General features: G+C 62.1%; 21 protein-coding genes and 3 tRNA genes. 14 read left to right on the top strand and 10 right to left on the bottom strand.

Annotated features, from left to right (window positions below; all coding sequences use genetic code 11):
* Positions 1–220: 220 nt before the first annotated feature.
* Complete coding sequence (locus tag K1X15_RS10125) at positions 221–2,284, bottom strand: ATP-dependent helicase (RefSeq protein ID WP_240549712.1); 2,064 nt, start codon at positions 2,282–2,284, stop codon at positions 221–223.
* A 60-nt stretch (positions 2,285–2,344) separates the two neighbouring features.
* The gene (locus K1X15_RS10120; protein WP_220307311.1) at positions 2,345–2,515 is read right to left on the bottom strand and encodes a hypothetical protein; all 171 of its coding nucleotides are present in this window, start codon (positions 2,513–2,515) and stop codon (positions 2,345–2,347) included.
* Positions 2,516–2,610: 95 nt separating this feature from the next.
* On the opposite strand from K1X15_RS10120, the gene K1X15_RS10115 reads away from it, so the two are divergent.
* Positions 2,611–2,892, top strand: coding sequence for a hypothetical protein (locus K1X15_RS10115; protein ID WP_220307310.1), 282 nt, complete (start codon positions 2,611–2,613; stop codon positions 2,890–2,892).
* A 38-nt stretch (positions 2,893–2,930) separates the two neighbouring features.
* Positions 2,931–3,188: a hypothetical protein gene (locus K1X15_RS10110; protein ID WP_220307309.1), complete on the top strand. Its 258-nt coding sequence runs from the start codon at positions 2,931–2,933 to the stop codon at positions 3,186–3,188.
* Here the strand turns inward: K1X15_RS10110 and K1X15_RS10105 are convergent.
* Entirely contained in the window at positions 3,185–3,430 is a 246-nt protein-coding gene (locus tag K1X15_RS10105; RefSeq protein WP_220307308.1) for a hypothetical protein, read from the bottom strand. The genes K1X15_RS10110 and K1X15_RS10105 overlap by 4 nt on opposite strands.
* A gap of 1,395 nt (positions 3,431–4,825) precedes the next feature.
* Positions 4,826–4,901 (bottom strand) — tRNA-Thr (locus K1X15_RS10100).
* A gap of 335 nt (positions 4,902–5,236) precedes the next feature.
* On the opposite strand from K1X15_RS10100, the gene cysD reads away from it, so the two are divergent.
* Together cysD and cysN are read left to right on the top strand one after the other, a co-directional pair.
* The gene (gene cysD, locus K1X15_RS10095; protein ID WP_220307307.1) at positions 5,237–6,145 is read left to right on the top strand and encodes a sulfate adenylyltransferase subunit CysD; all 909 of its coding nucleotides are present in this window, start codon (positions 5,237–5,239) and stop codon (positions 6,143–6,145) included.
* 1 nt (position 6,146) lies between these two features.
* Positions 6,147–8,033: a sulfate adenylyltransferase subunit CysN gene (cysN, locus tag K1X15_RS10090; protein ID WP_220307306.1), complete on the top strand. Its 1,887-nt coding sequence runs from the start codon at positions 6,147–6,149 to the stop codon at positions 8,031–8,033.
* Positions 8,034–8,127: 94 nt separating this feature from the next.
* Here cysN and K1X15_RS10085 read toward each other — a convergent pair whose 3' ends face one another.
* Positions 8,128–9,360 (bottom strand): ROK family protein, encoded by a 1,233-nt coding sequence (locus K1X15_RS10085; RefSeq protein ID WP_220307305.1) that lies wholly within the window; start codon positions 9,358–9,360, stop codon positions 8,128–8,130.
* Between the two features lie 226 nt (positions 9,361–9,586).
* Here K1X15_RS10085 and xylF point away from each other — a divergent pair, with 226 nt between their 5' ends.
* The 8 genes from xylF (at position 9,587) to K1X15_RS10045 (ending at position 16,864) form a co-directional block, all read left to right on the top strand.
* Entirely contained in the window at positions 9,587–10,621 is a 1,035-nt protein-coding gene (gene xylF / locus K1X15_RS10080; protein ID WP_220307304.1) for a D-xylose ABC transporter substrate-binding protein, read from the top strand.
* A 112-nt stretch (positions 10,622–10,733) separates the two neighbouring features.
* The gene (locus K1X15_RS10075) at positions 10,734–12,053 is read left to right on the top strand and encodes a sugar ABC transporter permease (RefSeq protein WP_220307303.1); all 1,320 of its coding nucleotides are present in this window, start codon (positions 10,734–10,736) and stop codon (positions 12,051–12,053) included.
* 11 nt (positions 12,054–12,064) lie between these two features.
* Positions 12,065–12,847: an ATP-binding cassette domain-containing protein gene (locus K1X15_RS10070; protein ID WP_220307302.1), complete on the top strand. Its 783-nt coding sequence runs from the start codon at positions 12,065–12,067 to the stop codon at positions 12,845–12,847.
* Between the two features lie 156 nt (positions 12,848–13,003).
* Positions 13,004–13,648, top strand: a complete 645-nt coding sequence (locus K1X15_RS10065) for a DUF1345 domain-containing protein (RefSeq protein WP_220307301.1) — start codon at positions 13,004–13,006, stop codon at positions 13,646–13,648.
* Positions 13,649–13,711: 63 nt separating this feature from the next.
* Positions 13,712–14,839, top strand: coding sequence for an S-(hydroxymethyl)glutathione dehydrogenase/class III alcohol dehydrogenase (locus K1X15_RS10060; RefSeq protein WP_220307300.1), 1,128 nt, complete (start codon positions 13,712–13,714; stop codon positions 14,837–14,839).
* 71 nt (positions 14,840–14,910) lie between these two features.
* Positions 14,911–15,462, top strand: coding sequence for an AAA family ATPase (locus tag K1X15_RS10055; protein ID WP_240549711.1), 552 nt, complete (start codon positions 14,911–14,913; stop codon positions 15,460–15,462).
* Positions 15,455–15,919 (top strand): YaiI/YqxD family protein, encoded by a 465-nt coding sequence (locus K1X15_RS10050; RefSeq protein WP_220307299.1) that lies wholly within the window; start codon positions 15,455–15,457, stop codon positions 15,917–15,919. The genes K1X15_RS10055 and K1X15_RS10050 overlap by 8 nt, the downstream gene beginning before the upstream one ends.
* Before the next feature lie 126 nt (positions 15,920–16,045).
* Positions 16,046–16,864, top strand: coding sequence for a polysaccharide deacetylase family protein (locus tag K1X15_RS10045; protein WP_240549710.1), 819 nt, complete (start codon positions 16,046–16,048; stop codon positions 16,862–16,864).
* 10 nt (positions 16,865–16,874) lie between these two features.
* Here K1X15_RS10045 and K1X15_RS10040 read toward each other — a convergent pair whose 3' ends face one another.
* The 5 genes from K1X15_RS10040 to K1X15_RS10020 all read right to left on the bottom strand — a co-directional run bounded on the left by K1X15_RS10040 (position 16,875) and on the right by K1X15_RS10020 (position 20,097).
* Positions 16,875–18,125, bottom strand: coding sequence for an FAD-binding protein (locus K1X15_RS10040; RefSeq protein WP_220307297.1), 1,251 nt, complete (start codon positions 18,123–18,125; stop codon positions 16,875–16,877).
* Positions 18,122–18,514, bottom strand: a complete 393-nt coding sequence (locus K1X15_RS10035; protein WP_220307296.1) for a hypothetical protein — start codon at positions 18,512–18,514, stop codon at positions 18,122–18,124. The genes K1X15_RS10040 and K1X15_RS10035 overlap by 4 nt, the downstream gene beginning before the upstream one ends.
* Positions 18,511–19,266 (bottom strand): 23S rRNA (guanosine(2251)-2'-O)-methyltransferase RlmB, encoded by a 756-nt coding sequence (rlmB, locus tag K1X15_RS10030; RefSeq protein ID WP_220307295.1) that lies wholly within the window; start codon positions 19,264–19,266, stop codon positions 18,511–18,513. The genes K1X15_RS10035 and rlmB overlap by 4 nt, the downstream gene beginning before the upstream one ends.
* Positions 19,267–19,316: 50 nt before the next feature.
* Entirely contained in the window at positions 19,317–19,898 is a 582-nt protein-coding gene (locus K1X15_RS10025) for a hypothetical protein (protein WP_220307294.1), read from the bottom strand.
* A gap of 114 nt (positions 19,899–20,012) precedes the next feature.
* Positions 20,013–20,097 (bottom strand) — tRNA-Tyr (locus K1X15_RS10020).
* 201 nt (positions 20,098–20,298) lie between these two features.
* Between K1X15_RS10020 and K1X15_RS10015 the strand changes: the two genes are divergently transcribed.
* Together K1X15_RS10015 and K1X15_RS10010 are read left to right on the top strand one after the other, a co-directional pair.
* Positions 20,299–20,372: transfer RNA gene (locus K1X15_RS10015), tRNA-Gly, on the top strand.
* Positions 20,373–20,507: 135 nt separating this feature from the next.
* Positions 20,508–21,539 (top strand): LacI family DNA-binding transcriptional regulator, encoded by a 1,032-nt coding sequence (locus tag K1X15_RS10010; RefSeq protein ID WP_220307293.1) that lies wholly within the window; start codon positions 20,508–20,510, stop codon positions 21,537–21,539.
* The last annotated feature ends 117 nt before the right edge of the window (positions 21,540–21,656 follow it).

Below are 21,656 nucleotides of genomic sequence, written 5' to 3'. Positions count from 1 at the left end.
AAAATTGCTGGCATGGCTTGAGCGAGGGGGCCAAATCGAGACCAGTGGTGTTCCTGTCTCTCTCTTCATTGTCTCTCGAACCGTCCGTACCGCACCGCTGCTTGGCTGAATCGCCGGCGCGGTGGTGCTTTGCGTTTGCGTCTTTGGCATACCGAGCGTGAAGAGCCGTGATCAGCGCTCCGGCGGAGAATATCTGGCGCCCACCAATTTTTTGCCCGTCTTACCACATTCCCCGCATCTTCGCGCCCAAGTCCACCACCACCGGACTTGCCGGCAACGCGCCGTCCCGAACAGACGCCACTGGCGGCCAAAAGAAGTCCTCGAATAGCACCATCATGGTGCGAGGGATGAAGCGCGTGCGCTGCGCATAGAGGTGCCGGTCGCCGTTTCGGGTCTGCTGGGTGACATAGAACCGCTGCGGCACGAGCAAGTGCAGCTCGTCCTTGGCCCGCGTCATGGCGACATAAAGCAGCCGCCGCTCTTCCTCCAGTTCTTGCGTTGAGCCGGTTCCCAAATCGGACGGAATACAGCCATCAACAACGTTGAGGACGTGGACCGATTTCCACTCCTGGCCCTTGGCGGAATGAATTGTCGAGAGGATGAGATAATCCTCATCGCGCATCGGCACGCCCGCTTGGCCGCTTGTGGCATCTGGCGGGTCGAGGGCCAGTTCCGTGAGGAACTTCTCGCGGTTCGGGTACCCCGATGCGATCTGTTCGAGCTGCACGATATCTGCGGTTCTGGTCGCAGCGTCCTCGTACCGGTCCTCCATGAGAGGCTCGTACCAGTGACGGGCGTGCGCCAGCTCCAGGGGCCAGCCGGTTTCTCGGCCGGACAACCGAGAGACGAGGGTGACGAGATCAGTCCAGTGCTGTCCTGCCTTGGACGGCGGCGGAACCTCGGACAGTGCCCAGGCTGCGTTCGTGGACGCCTCGATCACATCCAGGATGCGCCCAGCAGTGGTCGGCCCGATACCCGGCATCAATTGCAACACACGGAACCCCGCCACGCGGTCGCGTGGATTCTCTGCCCACCGCATAACCGCCAGCAGGTCTTTCACGTGGGCGGCGTCGAGGAACTTGAGGCCGCCGAACTTGACGAAGGGGATATTGCGACGGGTCAGCTCGATCTCGAGCGGCCCGGAATGGCTTGATGTCCGGAAAAGGACCGCCTGTTGCTTGAGGGGTGTGCCGGCCTCGCGCGCCTCGAGCACCGAACTGGCGATATAGCGGACCTGGTCCGCCTCATCCTTGACGGTCACAAGGTTTGGCTTCGCCTCCGAGACGCGCTCCGACCAGAGGTTCTTGGTGAAGCGCTCGGTTGCTTGCTCGATAACGGCGTTGGCGGCGGCCAGGATGGGCTGGGTGGACCGGTAGTTCTGATCGAGTGTCACGATCTCGGCCGGTGGGTCGAATGTCGTAGGAAAGTCCAGGATGTTTCGGACAGAGGCGGCCCGGAAAGAGTAGATGGATTGGGCGTCGTCCCCGACCACCGTCAGACCTCTGCCTTCGGGCCGCATTGCCAAGAGAATGGCGGCCTGGAGGCGGTTGGTATCCTGGTACTCGTCAACCATCACATGATCGAACTGGCTTGAGACCCGCTGGGCAATCATAGGCTCGGCCATCATCCCGGCCCAATAAAGCAGCAGGTCATCGTAATCGAGGACGTTTTGTTTCTGCTTCGCCTCCACGTAGGCGCCAAAGAGGTTCCGCAACTCGGCGGACCACATGGCGCACCATGGGAAGACCGACTGCAAGATTTCTTCGAGATCGGCCTGGCTGTTGACGACGCGGGAGTAGACCGCGAGGCACGTCCCCTTGGTGGGAAAGCGCGATTTGGTCTCACTGAAGGTCAACTCATGCCGGACGAGGTTCATCAGATCGGCAGAATCTTCGCGGTCATGAATGGTGAAGGCAGGATCCAGGCCAATGTGATGAGCATATTCCCGCAGGAGCCTGGCTCCAATCCCATGGAAGGTGCCCGCCCAGGTCAGACTGTCGGTGATTGCGCCCGAGCCCACACCGAGCACTCTGGTGGCGATACGTTCGACTCGTCGGATCATCTCTGCTGCCGCGCGTCGGGAGAATGTCAGGAGCAGGATGCGGCGGGGGTCGGTGCCATTGACGATCAGGTGGGCGACGCGGTGAGCAAGGGTGTTGGTCTTGCCGGACCCCGCGCCGGCAATAACGAGCAGGGGGCCGGCTTGAGGGGTCGAGCTTCCATGCTCGACGGCCCGGCGCTGCCCAGCATTGAGGCTATCGAGATAGGCGACATCACCAGGCACGAATCGATCCTTCCGAGTAGTCGGGCCAGATGATCGCATTCCTGTTTTGTTCACAAGCTCTCAACGGTGCAGCAAGGTGGCCAGGCCGCCGAAGACAAAAACGAGGAGCAGCCCGACCGCAGCCAGCCGAACATCGAATTCTGCCCCGGACAGTGGTGCCAGAACCAGGGTGGACATCGAGGCCACCGCCAGACCCGCCAAGATCTGAGCCAAAACTTTCTTTGCTTTCATCGCTATCGCCTCCTTGCCATTCAAACGCAGAATAAGCGGGCGTGACGGGCCGGGGATAAGATGGTTAGTCTCGACTTCCCATGGAAGGCGGTACCATGAAGGTCTACATCGACATGCTCAGCGAGAGTCTGATCGACCAGTACAAGCTCTATCTCGAGACCTTCATGGTCGATCTTTGGAGCGACCACGGCTTCATCGAGTTCCGCACAGGCTTTGCGCTGCGATCCGACCACAAGCTGCGCGACTTCGTAATCAAGGTCGAGGCCCGCGAAGCGATCAATGACGTGGAGCGCAGGGCCGTCATCGCTGCAGTTTTCGTTGAGATCGAGGATGCAATCGACGCGGCTATTGCCGACGAAGTCGTGGCGGCGAACTAATGGCGCGTGTTCCCACGTTCTCGAAGTGTGGAGGGCCATTGGGTGAGGCCGGCCAGTCCGGTGATGCTCTGCGTCAATTGTCTGACAGCGAGGTTGGAATCCTCATCAAACGGTGCGCCGCTGCCCTCAAGGCGCATGGCACTGACTTCCATCGGGGTGACGACAAAGAAAATGCGCTGACGGCCTTTGAGTCCACCATGGTGCTATTGCTCGAGGTTCGGGACCTGCACCCCAGCCGCCGCGTCGACATCGACGCCGTCTTAGTGCGCTTCGGCTATCCGGTGCAGGTAAATTAAGTTCGCCGCTGCGGCTTCTTGGCTCGTGCATAGAGCAAGCAGCCCAAGATCAGCGCGCCGCCGATGACGAGGTTGGACCAGACCACGAGCTGGGGCATCGCGGGGCTTGCTGCACACGCATTGATGTTGATCAGATCCATGTAGAAGCAGTGCTGCTCCGGCTCGGCAAAGCTGAAGGTTCGAGTGAACATGCCATTGGTGAACAGCAACAGACCCAAGACCAGAAGAAGCCACTTCAACATCGCGCACCCCCAAAGACACGATCGAGCGGCAGGATAATGCGCCTGATCCTACGCGATGTCCAATATGAACAACTGAGTTGACAGCCAGATACTTGTGGTCCCCGGTAAAAGCGCCTTGGTAGCATCTCCGCCGAGGCCAGCACGGAGATCGGCGCGGACGGCCCAGTCGGCTAAGGCCTATGCTGCGCTCCCTCTGCGCCGGGCAAGGCGTCAATGTCCATTCCGCCAGGATACTAGATTTCCCGCGCCGAGCGTCGTGCCGTAGCGGCACAAACGCGGAAGGCGGCGCAAGTTGCAGGCCCCGATCCTGACCAAAAACCCCAACAGCGCAAGCTGTCGGGGTCATGGGGAAGATTGGGGGGGGGGGTAGTGCCCCTGGCGATGGGAGTCACCAAGGCAGCGCGTGAGATCACCGGGGGAAGTTCACCACGCCCCGACAGAACGTGCGCAGGGCGACGGGGTTCCCATAAGATATCCAGAGTGAGCGCAACCCTGGCCCTTAGCCGGGGTGGGACCATCCCGTTCCGGTCTCAGGGCCGCGCTCGGGTCGTTGGTAGCGGGGGGAGGCTGACGGGTGCTTTAACCGGCAGGCGGCATTTTAGCGATAGGCGAACTTACCTTCGGTGGACGGAGCCTATAGCCAAACGGGTGAGGCAACCGCAGTGCCGCTGCCATCGCCTCACTCTCTGTTCCAAACGGCCCATCCAGCAAGCTGTGGCTATCGTAGACGCCGTAGCTGCCGTCTGGTCGGCGGCGGATTTCCCAGCCATCGACCCATGCCACATCCTGGTCCATCTCCGACCTCCTAGCTCTCGCAATGCAGGCATTCTAGGGAGCGGGGAAGACACCAGCAATTCAGTTTGACATGTCGATGGCCGGTCGTGATTTGACCACGGAGCGAGACTCTTGGTCCCGGTTTTGGCGTTGGCCGACATCTACGACACGCTGGATCCGAAACCTCGGTTCAAAGCCATGGATCTAAATCTAGGTTCTGGCCCGCGTATATGACGGACATGGCAGCCGGGACACGCATTCCGTCACAACTGCTCTCAGCCGTGGGACGGCGTTCACAAGTTGCCAACGCCTTGCCGGGAGACCTGCACTGGGCCAAGCCACAAGGTTGGCCCAGTCTGCTGAAAGTGCCTGGTTACCCCAGGCGGTTCGCCGATCAGTAGGCCGACTTCGAACCGAACAATGGGCACTACGCTCAACGCAAGGCGAGAGCGGCTAAATCGACCGTTTAGAGATGGGTCTGGGTAAGCGGCTCCGGGTGGCGATTCTGGAAGAAAATCATATAGCCACCGCGGCTTAACCGTTTCAAAATTGTTTTGAATCGGCTCACAAAGCTTTGGAATCGACTCAACGATTTTTTGGATCGACAACGCTGGATATTTCTGGTGCCGGCAGCAGGGTTCGAACCCGCGACCCCCTGATTACAAATCAGGTGCTCTACCAACTGAGCTATACCGGCACAGGATCGCATCTATCATTGCGTTCGTGCCCTGCGCAAGAAGAATGGAGCCATGCCAAGGGGGGGCGGGACGAACCGACGACGATGCGGCAATGGCCAGGGTATCACGGCGTTGAACTATTTTTCTGCTTAATCCTGCTAGAGCGCGCCGTCCGGACCGACACTGAAAGCCTAAGTGGTGCTCTTTCATAAGTAGTGTCTCACTGGAGGACGAATTTGCCTTTGTGCCCGCATTGCCGGACATTTGGCCCGTTTGAGGCTTGATACGGGTCAGGACGCAGGGGTACCTACAGCGTCGCTGCCGCTGGAGCGCAGTTCATCGCTGGATTAAGATCTTGGACCAGAATCGACTGACACATTTGCAGACCCTCGAGGCCGAGAGCATCGAGATTTTGCGCGAGGTAGCGGCCAGTTTTGAGCGGCCGGTGATGATGTACTCGATCGGCAAGGATTCGAGCGTGCTGCTGCATCTGGCGCGCAAGGCCTTCTATCCGAGCAAGATCCCGTTCCCGCTGCTGCATGTGGACACGACCTTCAAGTTCCGAGAGATGATCGCGTTTCGGGACCGGACGGCCGAAGAGTATGGTTTCGATCTCATCCGCCACACCAATCAGGACGGGGTGCGCGACGGCATCAATCCGTTCGACCACGGTTCGTCCCGGTACACCGACATCATGAAGACCCAGGCCCTGCGCCAGGCCCTCAATGCCGGCAAGTATGACGCCGCCATCGGTGGTGCGCGTCGGGACGAGGAGAAGTCGCGCGCCAAGGAGCGGGTGTTTTCCCACCGCAATGCCAGCCACGCCTGGGATCCCAAGAACCAGCGACCCGAGCTCTGGCGGACCTTCAACACGCGGCTCAACCCTGGCGAGAGCATGCGGGTGTTCCCGATCTCGAACTGGACCGAACTGGATGTGTGGACCTACATCTATTCCGAGCAGATCCCCATCGTTCCGCTCTACTTCGCCCGGCCGCGTCCGGTGGTGGAGCGCTCGGGTACGTTGATCATGGTCGATGACGAGCGCCTGCCGCTCAACCCGGGCGAGACGCCGCGCGAGGAGATGGTGCGGTTCCGCACCCTTGGCTGCTATCCGCTGACCGGCGCCATCCGCTCGGAAGCTTCGGACCTTCCCTCGATCATCATGGAGATGCAGGCCAGCCGTACCTCGGAGCGCGAAGGCCGGCTGATCGACAGCGACAGCGTGGGCTCGATGGAAAAGAAGAAGCAGGAAGGGTATTTCTAGGATGAGCGTTGCCATGGCCACCGCCAATACCGACCTCGATCTCTGGCTGGCCCAGCAGACGGACAAGTCGCTTCTGCGCTTTCTCACCTGCGGCAGTGTCGATGACGGCAAGTCCACCCTGATCGGCCGTCTGCTCTATGACAGCCAGCTCATTCTCGACGACCAGCTGGCGAGCCTTAAAAAGGAAAGCCACAACCGCACCGTGGGCGAGGAGGGGATCGATTTCTCGCTTCTCGTGGACGGGCTGGTGGCCGAGCGCGAGCAGGGCATCACCATTGACGTCGCCTATCGGTTCTTTTCGACCGACAAGCGCAAATTCATCGTGGCCGACACGCCGGGCCACGAGCAATACACCCGCAATATGGCAACCGGGGCCTCTAATGCCGAACTGGCGCTGGTGCTGATCGATGCCCGCAAGGGCGTGCTGACCCAGACCCGCCGCCACAGCTTCATTCTGTCGCTGATCGGGGTGAAGCATGTGGTCCTGGTGGTCAACAAGATCGACCTGGTCGATTATGAGCAGGCCACTTTCGATCGGATCGTGGCCGAATACCGCGCCTTTGCCGAACCGCTCGGGTTCAAGAGCCTGCACGCAGTGCCGGTCTCGGCCCTGCGCGGGGACAATATCCTCAAACAGAGCCCCAACACGCCCTGGTACCGTGGCGAAGCGCTTGTGCCCTATCTCGAGACCATCGATGTCTCGGAAGATCGTACGGCGCAGACCTTCCGGTTCCCGGTGCAGTGGGTGAACCGGCCCAATCTCGATTTCCGGGGCTTTTCGGGCACGGTGGCGTCTGGTGCGGTCTCGGTGGGTGACGAGGTGCTGATCGCTTCCTCGCGCAAGCCGGCGGTCGTGAGCCGCATCGTGACCATGGATGGTGAGCTCAACCGCGCCATTGTGGGGCAGGCGGTGACGCTGGTGCTCGATCGCGAGGTCGACATCTCCCGCGGCGACGTGTTGAGCCATCCCGGCGAAACGCCCGAATACTCCAACCAGGTTCAGGCACGGCTGATCTGGATGAACGAGGAGGCCGCCTTTCCCGGGCGTTCCTACCTGCTCAAGATCGGCTCGCAGACGGTGCCGGCGGCCATTACCGACCTCAAGTTCCGCACCAATGTGAACACGCTCGAACATACGGCCGCGACCAAGATCGACCTCAATGAAGTGGCCACGGTCACCATCGCCACCGACAAGCCGATCGCCTTTGACCCCTACGCCACCAATGCGCTAACCGGCGGGTTCATTCTGGTGGATCGGATCTCCAATGCCACGCTGGCGGCGGGCACCATCGAATATGGCCTGCGGCGCGCGCAGAACCTGACCTACCAGTCCTTCGACGTGAACCGGGAGGTGCGGGCCCGGATGAAGGGGCAGACCCCGCGCATCGTCTGGTTCACCGGTCTTTCCGGGTCGGGCAAGTCCTCGATCGCCAATCTGCTTGAAAAGCGGCTGACCGCCGAGGGTCGCCATGCCTATATCCTGGATGGCGACAATGTCCGCCATGGCCTCAACAAGGACCTTGGCTTTACCGAGGCGGCGCGGGTCGAAAACATCCGGCGCGTGGCCGAGGTTGCCCGGCTCATGGCCGATGCCGGCCTGATCGTGCTGGTCTCGTTCATCTCGCCCTTCGAAAAGGAACGGCGCCTGGCCCGCGAGATCGCCGGCGACATCGACTTCACCGAGGTCTATGTCGATACCCCGCTCGAAGTGTGCGAAGCGCGCGACCCCAAGGGGCTCTACAAGCGCGCTCGTGCCGGAGAGATCAAGAACTTCACAGGTATCGACAGCCCGTTCGAGGCGCCCGATGATCCTGAATTGGTACTGCACGGGGCCGAAGCTGACCCCGCGGTACTCGCCGACGAGCTTCACCTATTCCTCAAGTTCTGAGTCAAAAGGCGCCGCAAGCGGAGCCGTCTTCTTAATGGTTACATGAGGATTGCAGCATGGAGCATGCATGCATCCCATATCGGTCTTGGCGGCGTTACAAGCGAATGCCGCTCTCCAACCCCGCGATGTCGCCCTGATCAAGCGCGCTCAGCGTCTTCATCATCAGGCCGCGGAAGATGGGTTCCTTTTCGTCCATATGTGCGGATATCCGAGGCACGCCGTTGATGCGGCATACGAGGGAGGCGGCCAGCGCGGCCTCAATTTCCGCGCGCATCAGCGGCAAGGCTCGCGCCCCCGGACCAACAAGCAGAATGTGGCTGGGGTCAAACATTGCCAACATGCGGCTCAGGCCGAAGCCGATCGCCCGACCGGCCATGTTGAACCCATGAGTTGCCGCACGGTCTCCGGCCTCGGCGCGCTGCACGAGGGATTCATATTGTTGCGCCGGTACGGCCGGGGCAGGGTGGGCCGTATCCGGCACGGAGAAGCTGGTGCGCAACACTCCATAGTCCGCCGCGTAGGCCTCGATGCAGCCGCGCATGCCGCAACGACACAGGGCGCCGTTCGGCATGTGGTTCATGTGGCCAAACTCGGTCGCGCCGCCCTCGCTGCGCCCTGTGATCTGACCGCGCAGGCTTAGGCCCATGGCCACAGTCGAGCCGATGAAAACCGTTGCAACGCTTTGATCGTGCAATGCGGGATCGAGCCAGCGCGTGCCCTCGGCCAACAATCTGCCGCGCTTGTGAAGCTCGACCGGAATTCCGGATTGCTGCGCCATGTCGGTGGCGAAGGCCGTTCCGGCCAGGTGGGCCACAGGCGACCACCGCACGCCACCCCCGCCATCGCGGTCCAGGATGCCCTGAACGGAAATGGCGATGCGCCGCAGGGCCGGCGCGGCTTTGGGCGTGCGCTGGCGCAGGCTCTCAAGGTGCTCGGCGAAGAAGACGGTGGGAGAGGTGTCGAGAAATGTCGTGGGGGTGACATTGGTTTCGATGCGATCCACCAGCACGCCCGAATAGTCGACCAGCGAGGCCCTGAGGCGGTTCACGTCCAGTTCGAAAAGCGCCACGTAGGCGGCCGATCGCCTGAAGCCCACCAAGGTAGCGGGCCGCCCGCGCATGCGCCCGTCCGGGCGGTCGGAACTCAGCTCCTCAACAGCGCGCTGGGTGAGCAGATCCTGCATAATGGCCGTGACGCTGGCATGACTGAGGCCGGTGAGGCCTGCCAGGGCCGTACGCGATTGCGGCCCGCCCGAGCGCAGAGCGGCCAGGATAAGCCCGCGATTTTGCCGCCGGACGCTATCACTATCGCTGACGTTTCGCGTCAAGCACGCTCCTCCCAACCCCGCGCACAAATCAGCATTCAATTGGTCGCATCGCAACCATGATTATCTTCGAGGCTCGAAATTGACGTTGACATGCTGCAAGGCAACATGCGAGAGGTTTTTTCGAGCAGTAAAAATAATGCTCAGAGGCGCAGGGAGGCGGCGCCTGGTTGGGGTTATGCCGCCAACTTGCATTTCGGGCAGCATCGCTGCCCATTGGGAGGACATCATGAACAAGTTTGCAGCGATCCTGCTTGCGTCGACGGCCCTTTTTGGAACCGCGATCGCGCAGGACCAGATCGTGGTCGGCGTTTCCTGGAACAACTTCCAGGAAGAGCGCTGGAAAACCGACGAAGCCGCCATCAAGGCCGCACTCGATGCCGCTGGCGCACAGTATATTTCGGCTGACGCGCAGTCTTCAGCGTCCAAGCAGCTGACCGATATCGAAAGCCTGATCAGCCAGGGTGCCGACGCCCTGATCGTTCTGGCCCAGGACAGCGACGCCATCGGACCTGCTGTTGCCGCAGCCGTGGCCGAGGGCATTCCGGTGGTTGGATATGATCGCCTGATCGAAAATCCCGACGCCTTCTACCTGACCTTCGACAACAAGGAAGTGGGCCGCATGCAGGCGCGCGGCGTGTTCGAAGTGCAGCCGGAAGGCAATTACGTCTTCATCAAGGGCAATTCGGCTGATCCGAACGCCGACTTCCTGTTCGCCGGCCAGATGGAAGTGCTGCAGGCTGCGGTGGATTCGGGCGCCATCAAGAATGTGGGTGAAGCCTATACCGACAACTGGAACCCGGAAGTCGCCCAGGCGAACATGGAGCAGTTCCTGACCGCCAACAATAACGAGGTCGACGCTGTCGTAGCCTCCAATGACGGTACCGCAGGCGGCGCCATTGCAGCGCTGAGCGCCCAGGGTTTGGCTGGATCCGTGCCGGTGTCGGGACAGGACGGCGACCACGCCGCACTCAACCGCATCGCGCTGGGCACCCAGACTGTGTCGGTCTGGAAGGACGCCCGCGAGCTGGGCAAGAAGGCGGCCGAGATTGCCGTCGAACTGGCTGGCGGCGTTGCGCTCGATGGCGTGACCGGCGCCACCAAGTTCTCCGATGGCCCGAACGGCGTCGAAATGAACGCCGTCCTGCTGCCCCCCGTGCCGATCACCAAGGACAACCTCAACGTCGTCATCGACGCCGGCTGGGTTTCCAAGGACGTGGTCTGCCAGGGCGTAGCTGCCGGTTCGGTTGCTGCGTGTAACTGATGCCGTCTTGACATAGACTGGTGAAGAGGTGCCGCGGCGTCACGCGCTGCGGCACTTCCACAACCGGATTGCGCCCCGGTCCGCCGGAGCGCCGCTTCCTAGGGGGAACTCGATGGCCGAGCCGCGCGCCATGTCCAGCACCACGCATCCGAGCCAGATGGTGCAAAATCCGCTCCAGCGCTTTCTGATGGCAACCGAGATCGATACACGCCTTCTGGGCATGATCGGTGCACTTGCCATTATCTGGGTGGGATTCAATTTCTTTTCGGGCGGGCTGTTCCTGACGCCGCGCAACCTGTGGAACCTGTCGGTGCAGACGGCGTCCGTGGCCGTCATGGTGACTGGCATGGTGCTGGTCATCGTCACACGCAATATCGACCTTTCGGTTGGTTCAATCCTGGGTGTGGTGGGCATGGTGATGGGCGTCATGCAGACCCAGATCCTGCCGGTGCAGCTTGGGCTGGGACTCGGGCATCCGCTGATCTGGGTATTGTCTCTGGCCACAGGCCTCGCCGTAGGCGTCGGCATCGGGGCGTTGCAGGGCACTATCATCGCTTATCTGCGCGTTCCGGCGTTCATCGTCACCCTCGGTGGTTATCTGGTCTGGCGCGGCGCCGCCTGGTGGGTAACAGCCGGCCGCACCGTTGCACCGATGGATTCCACCTTCCAATTGATGGGCGGTGGCCCCGCCGGTGCCGTCGGCAATATGTGGAGCTGGGTCGTGGCCGTTGTGGCCTGTGCCGCCATCGTGATCGGTCTCTATTTCGGACGGCGGCAGCGGCAACGGTTCAATTTCCCGCAACGTCCCGTCTGGGCCGAAGTTTCGCTCGCCGTTATTGGCTGCGGCGCCACTTTGGCTGCCGTCTGGGTGGCCAATGCCTATCCCTGGCCGGTCCGCATTGCCGAAAACTTCGCCCAAGCCAACGGCATCCCGGTGCCCGAGGGCGGCTTGTTCATTTCGCACGGCATTGCCATTCCGGTGCTCATTGCCGTGGGTGTCGGCGTGGTCATGACGTTCCTGGCCACGCGCACCCGTTTTGGCCGCTATGTCTACGCCATGGGTGGCAATCCCGAAGCTGCTGAGCTGGCCGGCATCAATACGCGCTGGGTCACGGTCAAGATTTTCATGCTGATGGGGGCGCTTTGCGCCATTGCGGCGGCCATTTCCACGGCGCGCCTCAATGCCGCGACCAATGCCCTGGGCACGCTCGACGAGCTCTATGTCATCGCGGCAGCCGTCATTGGCGGCACCTCGCTGGCCGGTGGCGTCGGCTCCATAGCCGGGGCGCTGCTGGGCGCGGTGGTCATGCAATCGCTGCAGTCGGGCATGGTGCTCATGGGCATCGACAGCCCGCTTCAATCCATCGTGGTTGGTATCGTTCTGGTTTTCGCGGTGTGGCTCGACACGCTCTACCGCCGGAACAAGCATTAGGAGTAGCGTTCATGCTGGATACCAGCGCGCCACTGGTCGAAATGACCGACATCTCCATCTCCTTCGGCGGTATTCGCGCCGTCGATCACGCCTCTATCGATCTGCATCGTGGGGAAGTGGTCGGGCTGCTCGGCCACAACGGGGCCGGCAAGTCGACGCTGATTAAGATCCTCTCGGGTGCCTACAAGCGCGATGCCGGCGAAATCCGCATCAATGGCGAGGCGGCGACGATCAACAATCCGCGCGATGCCAAGGCTTATGGCATCGAGACGATCTATCAGCAGCTTGCGGTTGCCGATAATGTCGATGCGGCCGCCAACCTGTTCCTCGGGCGGGAGATGGTCACCTCTCTCGGAACACTCGATGATGCCGCCATGGAATCCAAGGCGCGTGAGGTCATGGGGCGTCTCAACCCCAATTTCCGGCGCTTCAAGGAGCCGGTGAAGGCCTTGTCGGGCGGCCAGCGCCAGTCGGTGGCCATTGCACGCGCCATCCTGTTTAATGCCCGCATCCTGATCATGGATGAGCCCACTGCTGCCCTGGGGCCGCAGGAGACCGCGCAGGTGGGCGAGTTGATCAAGCAGCTCAAGGCCGATGGCATCGGCATCTTCCTCATCAGCCACGATATCCATGACGTCTTCGACCTGGCGGACCGGGTCGTGGTGATGAAGAACGGACAGGTGGTCGGTGAAGCGAAAACGTCCGATGTCACCAAGGACGAGGTGCTCGGCATGATCATCATGGGCAAGGTGCCGCCAGGCGCCCGGCCCGGCCCGGGAGCCATCCCCGGCTGATCGGCGTTACATGCACTGCCGGGCCGAAACCGGCAGTGACATTGTGAACCGATGGCAAAAGCACAGGCGAAACCGAAGCGCTCCAGGGCGCGCACCCAACCGAAGCCGGAACAGCAGACGCCCAGCCCTTTTCGGCAAAAGGCGCTGGAGCGGCTGATGCCGCGCCACACACCGTTCTACGTCAGCCTTGCCCTGGGCGTCGTGGCCCTGTTGCTGGGGTGGTGGCTGGCGCCGGAATATGCGGTGAGCCTTGGCAGCAACAGCCTGTTCGTGGCCTATCTGTTGCTCACCTATTTCAAGCTGCCACACCTGACGGCGGCCTATCTGCGCAAGCATGCGCAGGAGGAGGACACGCCAGCGGGTGGGATTTTCCTCATCGCGTTCATCGTTGTCGCCGCTTCGATCGTCTCGCTGTTTCTGGCGTTGAGCGGGGGACAGCAACCTGACCCCTGGCAGGTGGCGGCAAGTGTGGTGTCGGTACTTCTGGGGTGGTTCACCGTGCAGACGCTGGGGGCGCTGCACTACGCGTACGAATACTACCAGGCGCCGGACACCGGCGAGGACGGAGCGGTGGAAGGCGGCCTGGAGTTCCAGGGCGACCGCGATCCGGATGGTGCCGACTTCATGTATTTTTCCTACACCGTTGGTACCTCGGTCGCCACGTCCGATACCAAGACGACCAGCAGCAGGATGCGAAGACTGGTCGTCTATCACCTGGTGTTCTCGCATCTCTACAACACGATCATCCTCGCCTCTGCGGTCAATGTCATGCTGAGCCTGGGCGGTGGTGGTGGCGGCTAGCGGTTGCGTAGCGCGTCAGGCGCGTGCCATCTTCCGGGCACTGAATCTGGAGGACGTCTACAAATGAAAACCCGTGCCGCCGTTGCCTTTGCTGCCGGCAAGCCGCTCGAGGTCGTCGAGGTTGATCTCGAAGGTCCCAAGGCCGGTGAGGTCCTGATCGAAATCAAGGCAACCGGCATCTGCCATACCGATGACTTCACGCTGTCTGGTGCGGATCCTGAGGGACTCTTCCCCTCCATTCTGGGGCATGAAGGTGCTGGCGTGGTGGTCGATGTGGGTTCGGGCGTGACCTCGGTGAAGAAGGGTGACCATGTCATCCCGCTCTATACGCCCGAGTGCCGTGAATGTCCGTCCTGCCTCTCACGCAAGACCAATCTGTGTACCGCCATCCGTGCCACACAAGGGCAGGGGTTGATGCCCGACGGCACCTCGCGCTTCTCCTTCGAGGGCAAGCCCATTTTCCACTATATGGGTTGCTCGACCTTTTCGAACTTCACCGTGCTGCCGGAGATTGCCGTGGCGAAGATCGACTCGTCAGCAGCCTTCGACAAGGTCTGCTATGTCGGCTGCGGTGTCACGACCGGCGTGGGTGCCGTCATCAACACCGCCAAGGTGGAGGAGGGGGCCACCGCGGTGGTGTTTGGCCTCGGTGGGATCGGGCTCAATGTGATCCAAGGCCTGCGGCTGGCGGGCGCGGACATGATCATCGGCGTCGACATCAACAATTCCAAGAAGGAATGGGGCGAGCGGTTCGGCATGACCCATTTCGTCAATCCGACCGAAATCGGCGAAGATATCGTGCCCTATCTCGTCAATCTCACCAAGCGACGTGGGGACCTGATTGGCGGCGCGGACTACACCTTCGACTGCACCGGCAATACCAAGGTGATGCGCCAGGCGCTCGAAGCCAGCCACAGGGGCTGGGGCAAGTCCATCATCATCGGCGTGGCGGGAGCCGGACAGGAGATTTCCACCCGTCCGTTCCAGCTGGTCACCGGGCGGACCTGGATGGGCACGGCCTTTGGCGGTGCGCGGGGCCGCACGGACGTTCCCAAGATCGTGGACTGGTATCTCGATGGCAAGATCGAGATCGACCCGATGATTACTCATTCGCTGCGCCTCGAAGACATCAACAAGGGCTTTGAGATGATGCATTCGGGCGAGAGCATCCGCAGCGTGGTGGTTTACTGATTGGAGATTGCCGGCTAGGAATGGGGCGCGGCGAGCAAGCCGCTCCCCCAACATTTCTGCGAGGCAACAGCATGAAAAATGCTGCTGAACGCCTGTTCGTTGTCACTGGTGCGCCCGGTGCCGGCAAGACCACACTTCTCGATGCCGCTGCCGCACAAGGGCTGCGCATCGGGCGGGAGGCCGCGCGGGCAGTCATCCAAGTCCAAACAGCCATCGACGGACCGGCGCTGCAATGGCGCGATCCGGCGCGCTTTGCCGAACTGATGCTCGACCGGGACATCCAGACCCACGAGGCGCTGAGTGCCGTAGCCGGGCCGGCCCTGTGCGATCGTGGCATTCCGGACCTTGTCGCCTATGGCCGTATCATGGGTCTGGAGGAAACCGGGCACTTCGCGCGTGCGGCGGCGCTTTACCGGTACAATCCTATTGTATTCTTCGCCCCGCCGTGGCGCGAGATCTATGCCGACGATGCCGAACGCACCGAGGGCTGGGAACACGCCCAGAGGATCTATGGCCCCATGCGTGACGCCTATGAGGAACTGGGCTATCGCATTGTCGAATTGCCCAAGGTCCCGGTGGGCGGGCGGCTCTCTTTCATGATGGACGTTATCGCCCATGCCTGAGCCGGCCATCTTCGTCGATGCCGATGCCTGTCCGGTCAAGGACGAGGCCCGCAAGGTGGCGGAGCGCCTCGGCCTCGTGATCACCTATGTCAGCAATGGCGGCATCCGCCCGTCACGCGATCCAATGGTCAAGGTTGTGGTGGTGCCCGCGGGCGCCGATGCGGCGGATGACTGGATTGTCGAACAGGCCCAGCCCAACGACATCGTTCTCACGGCCGATATCCCCTTGGCGAGCCGGGCGATCGACAAAGGCTGCCACGTGCTGGGCTTTATGGGCAAGCCATTCACCCCCGCCTCGATCGGCATGGCGCTGGCCATGCGCGACCTGAAGCAGCATCTGCGAGAAACGGGGGAAATCCAGGGTTTCAATCCGGGCTTCCAGCCGGCCGATCGATCGGCATTTCTCGGCGCGCTCGACACCCTTGGTCGCAAGGCGAAAACTTTGGCGGGTAAGTAGTTCTTAAGCTATTGCGAGGGGAATATTAACCATAATCGCAAAAAGTGAGCCCGTTGATTTTGCGGGATGGGTGCTCACTTGCGGTTGTTGCGTGTGCTAGTTGTTGCGGGCCTGCTGGCCTCTGCCATGGCCGGCTGCGCCAAGCCGATCCGGCATACGGATGTGTCGGCTGACGCCCAGGTCGTCGCCGACCGCATGACGACCGGCGCCGTGATGCAAATGGCGTCCGCCCGCCTAACCCAACCCATCCCGAACCGGATCCTTCAGCCAGGGCATCTTGAAGGCCGGACCCTGACCGTCGCGACCACAGCCGACATTGTGCTGCGCCCGGGAGAGGTGATCCTCACCTTCGATGATGGCCCCCGCGCGGGCAAAACCCCTGCCATCCTCGATGCCTTGGACCAGTATGGAGTCAAGGCGACGTTCCTGATGCTGGGTTCGGCGGCGAAGGCCAATCCCGCGCTGGCGCGGCAGGTGGCGCAACACGGCCATACGGTTGGCAGCCACACCTACAACCACGTTGACCTGGGCAAGCTGTCCCGGCAGGCGGCGCTCGACGAGATCGCACGGGGCGAGGCGGCGGTGGCCGAAGCACTGGGTAACGAGGACCTTTCGCCGTTCTTCCGCTTTCCCTATCTGTCCCAAACTGGCTATCTGCGCACGACGCTGCTGCAAGGCGACATGGTGGTGCTCGACGTCGATATCGACAGCAAGGACTATTACAGCGACAGCGTCGCCGTGGTGACGGCGCGTACCCTGGATCGGCTGGAAGCACGCGGCAGCGGTATCATCCTGTTTCACGACATCCACCAACGCACGGTCGATATGCTGCCGGGATTTCTCGCCGAACTCGAGGAACGCGGCTATTCGGTGGTGCGCCTCGTGCCCAAGTCATCCGGAATATTCGGTCGCAGCGTCATCACTGCCGAACTGGGCGGGCAGTGACGCATAGGCGTCAGGTGAACAGCAAGTCAGTGACAAAGGCATTGCGGAACTTGCCGCCCGGGTCCATCCGCTGCGCCAAGTGCCTGAATGCGTCCATCTTCGGATAGAGCGACTGCACCTGGGCGCCCGGCAGGGTGAAGAGCTTGGCCCAATGCGGACGCGGATTGAAGGGCGCGAGGGCCAGTTCGACCGCCCGAACCGCCGCAATGGTCTTGACCCAGTCCGGCTGCCAAGTGAAGTGGAAGCCGATCGTGTCCTGTTCATAGGCAGAACTGAGCCACAGCGTATCTGCAGCAACCGAGCGGATTTCCGAGATGAACAGAGCGCTGTTGAACTGGTCCTGGGCCGCATGCAGCGCTGCAATGGCGGCCGGCGCGTTGGCGCGGGACACGAAGAACTCGGACTGCAGTTCGGCGCCAGCCGAAGCAGTGTTGCCGATGGCAAAGTGAAACAGGCGCTCATGCCAGGGGCCGGGCACGCCCATCTGGCCGGTACAGAGGCTGCCATCCATGCCGGGAATGGGATGACAGGGGGCGGTGGCGGGCAGGGCGCCAAGAATATCTGCGGCCGGTTCGCCGGCACTAGCCAGTGCCTTGACCCAGACCTGACCGATGTTGGTGCCTTGCCAGCGGGTGAAATGACTGACGCTGTAGGCACTGGATGTCAGTGCATCGAGGTTCTTGATGACCGTGGCCGCCGGCAAGTCCAGGTAGACGGTCTGCCTGACGTCGAAACGCGGCACCACGTCCAACGTCATCTCGGCGATGACCCCCAAGGCACCCAGATTGACCACCGCGCCATCGAAGTCGGCGTCGCCGCGGCGGAGCGAGACGATCTCGCCGCTGGCGGTGACAAATTTCAGGGCGGCGACGGCCGCCGAGAGGTTCTGGTTGCGGTCGCCCGAGCCATGGGTTGCCGTAACTACTGCACCGGCAATGGTAATATTGGGGAGTGAGGCGACATTGGCAAGCGCCAGCCCCGCCTCGTGCAGGGTCGGGGCAATGTCGGCATAGGTGGCGCCGCCATCCACGGTCACGGTGCGGGAATCGGGGTCGATCTGGATCGCGCGCTTCAGTTGGCCAAGAGACAGAAGCGTGCCTTCCGTGTCGGCAATGCGGTTGAACGAATGTCCGGAGCCGACCACGCGAACCTTGTCCGCGCGGCGGACCGTTTCGCTCAGCTCATCGACACTTGCCGGCCGGGCAATGCTCGCGGCCGAGAACTCAATGTTTCCGGCCCAGTTCCGCAGCGTGTCACTCATGCGTCCTCGTCGTCCTCGACATCCGTGAGATAGACCGAAATCTCGATATCGATGCCGTATCCCGCGATGGCCGCTGCGGCATGCGCCGGCAGGCGGGCGGACATGGCTTCGCCTTCCGCCGGATAGTCGAAGGCGATGTCGAGCACGGCCTTGCCGATCCGGCGGTCCTCAAGCATGGCGGCGAGAGTTGGTCCGGAGCGCTCGGCCAGTTCGAGAATGGCGCGCACTGGATTGGCCACGGGCACGTCGATCTGGGCATAAAAGCTGTCGTCGGCGTCTTCCGGTTCATAGCGGACGCTTAACTGCCTCAGAGCAGTGTCGAGCTCACGCTGGGGCAGGGTGACGCCGGACAGGCGCAGGGCCATGGCAAAGGGCTCGAAGCTGCTCATGGTGTCCGTCCGGCAGTCGCTGCAAACAGGGCGATCGCGGCGGCATTGGAGACATTGAGCGACTTGATGGGGCCGGGCATATCGAGCCGCACCATCTCATCACAGAGCTCGCGGGTGCGCTGGCGCAGGCCCTTGCCCTCGGCGCCGAGCACCACCGCCATGGGCCTTGAATCCGTGCGCGGGCGCAGCGGCGCTTCAGCTTCTGAATCAAAACCCAGAACCAACATGCCGCGCTGCTTGAGATTTTCCAGGGTGTTGCCGAGGTTGCGCACCTCGATCATCGGCACCAGGTCAAGCGCGCCAGAGGCCGCCTTGGCCATGACGCCCGTCTCGCGTGGCGAGTGACGCGCAGTCGTGATGACGGCGTCCGCGCCAAAGGCGCAGGCGGTGCGCAGGATGGCGCCAACATTATGCGGATCGGTAAGCTGGTCGAGCACGACCACGAGATTGAGCCGGGCGATGTCGTCCAGTCCGAAGCGGCTGACGGGGTCGACCTCGAGGGCTGCGCCCTGATGCACCGCCTCGCCGCCCAGCAGGCGATCAAGCTCCTTGGGCGTCGTTTCCTTGACTGGCACCTTGCCGATGTCGCCGGATTCTTTCAGGCGATTGAGGGCGTTGGGTGTTGCCAGGAGCACCTTTTTGATGCGTCCCGGATTGTCCAGCGCAGCGCGCACCGTGTGCAGGCCATAGAGATAGACCGGCCCGGTGTCGGGATCATATTTCGGTTTGGGCGGAAACTTGTTGCGGCTCATGGGCGAGCGGTATCGGGTTTGCCGGCATTCCGCAAGAAGCCTGAAGGGCCTCAGTTGCCGAACGGATCGGCCTTCGCCTTGCTCTTCTTGCTGGCAAATGGGTCGGCGGCAGGGGCCGTGGTCTGGTGGTCCTGGCAATCAAGCATGACGCCGGTTGCCCGGGCGCTGCCCGCCAGGCTCACCTTGGCGATGGATTGGCCAGCATAGGACAGGGTCAGGGTGTTCTTGCGGATGAACTCGTCGAAGAAGTCGATATCGGACCCGAAGACGTAGAGGAAATTCGTCTCGCCGCCCATGTTGACGCCCGAGGCGACCGCCGTCCACTCGGCCTCCCGGTCAAACTGCAGCGCAACGTCATATTCGCCATTTTCTTCGATCGAGCGCCACGCGTCATTGCCGAACATGATGTACCAGCGGCCCTCGGGGTCGGACATGTCCAGGCCAATGCGCAGCACCGTCCCGTCGTCATATTCGTTGAGTGCAAAGCAAGAATTGTTCAGCGAGGGGTCGACCGCAATCGTCCATCCCCCGACTTCGCCCCAATTGCGGGTGTCCTGCGCTGCTGCCGGAATGCCGGCCAGCACTGCCAAAGCGAGTCCCGCAAGCGCAGGCAGCAAACCCGATCTACCCATTCAGGTCCCCCTCCAGGACATATGAACTGGTCGAAATGAACCAGAGCCGGGCCGTCCTGTCGAGAGGATTGGCCGCGCGCCGAGCGGGCATTTTCACATGACTATTGAGGGGGGTGGTGGAGGGGACTGGATTCGAACCAGTGTAGCCTGAGGCGTCAGATTTACAGTCTGATGGATTTAACCACTCTCCCACCCCTCCACATTTTCCGGGCAGGAAACGAAGCGCTCGTCGCGTTTCGTCGGGCGGTTTATGGTGGCCTGTCGCAAAGGTGTCAACACCCTTGCTCGTCTCTCCAGCAAGATTTTGGCCCGGCGCGCATTTTGTGGGAAGCCGGGCGCGCTCGCTCTTGCCAGCCGGGTGCGGATCGCGCTAATCGGTGCCTGTGGCTTCGCCCTTCGGGCGGGTATAGCTCAATGGTAGAGCAGCAGCCTTCCAAGCTGAATACGCGGGTTCGATTCCCGCTACCCGCTCCAGTTATCCTTTAAAATTTTGATCCATCTCATTGACCCTTAAGGGTCATTTGCCTTTTGGGCTATCGCACTTGACAGAGTGATGGTGCGTGGTAACGTTCCCATGAGCCGCCATGTAGAGCGGCGGGAGGTGAATTGGTGCGGAAACGCCGTCCAACGATCATCGATGTTGCCGAGCGTGCCAAGGTGTCCAAGAGCACTGCGGCGCGGGCGCTGACGGCCGGCGAGAACATTCTGCCGGAGACGCGCGAACGCGTGCTGGCAGCGGCGCGGGCCGTGGGCTATGAGCGTAACCACCTGGCGGTGGGCATGCGCTCGGGACGCTCCGGCATGCTGGGCCTGGTCATTCCCGATATCACCAACCCTTTCTGGGCCGATGTGGCGCGGGGCGCGCAGGATCGCGCCGCCGAGGCCGATGTGTCGCTCCTGGTATTTTCCTCGGACTGGGATCCGGCCAAGGAAGAAAGCCATTTGCGCGCCCTGCGCCGCGCGCGAGTGGATGGTGCCATCGTCAATCCGGTCTCGGACGCGCTGGACGATCTGGATCGGTTCGGCCTGCCTTTCGTGCTGATCGGGTCGAGCGCAGAGCGCTTTGCCGATGTATCAAGCGTCGGCTCGGATATCGGCCAGGCCGTGCGGCTGGGGCTCGATCACCTGGTATCCAAGGGGCATCATGCGCCCACGTTGATCGTGGGGCCCCGGTCACGCCTGGCGCGGACGCGGTTCCTCAATGCCGTGCAACGCCACTGCATCGCGCGGGACGTGGACCCGGCGCAGCTGCTGATAGAGGACGGCGAATATACGCTCGAAGGTGGCCGGGAAGCCATGCTGCGGGTGCTCGACCGGCCGCGACTGGGCCATGTGTGCATCTTTGCGGCCAACGATATGATGGCGATTGGCGCCATGATGGCCGTGCGCGAACGCGGCCTGAGCTGCCCCGATGATGTTTCGATCCTGGGTTTCGACGGGATTCCCTCGGGTGCTTTCACCTTTCCGGGCCTCACCACGATCGCCAAGCCGGGCCGGGATATCGGCGTGCGGGCGGTGGAGAGCCTGTTCGATGAAATTGAAGGACGGCCGGAACACGGTCGCGTCTATATGCCGTGCCGATTGATCGACCGGGATTCCCTGGCTGACCTGTCGCGCGAACCCCGCAAGCTGGCGGGCTAGGGAGAGTTCGGGATGAGTGACCGGCAGGAGGGAGTGGGCAGTTCTGCATCCAGACGTGGGAACGTTCCCAGTTTTCCGGCGCCAGGCCAGGATCGCCTTAATGAACGAGTCCTGAAC

Origin of the sequence: Devosia salina, assembly GCF_019504385.1 — a bacterium.
Taxonomy (GTDB): domain Bacteria; phylum Pseudomonadota; class Alphaproteobacteria; order Rhizobiales; family Devosiaceae; genus Devosia; species Devosia salina.
Note: the sequence above shows the minus strand (reverse complement) of the source record. Positions and strands in the feature narration are given on the sequence as shown.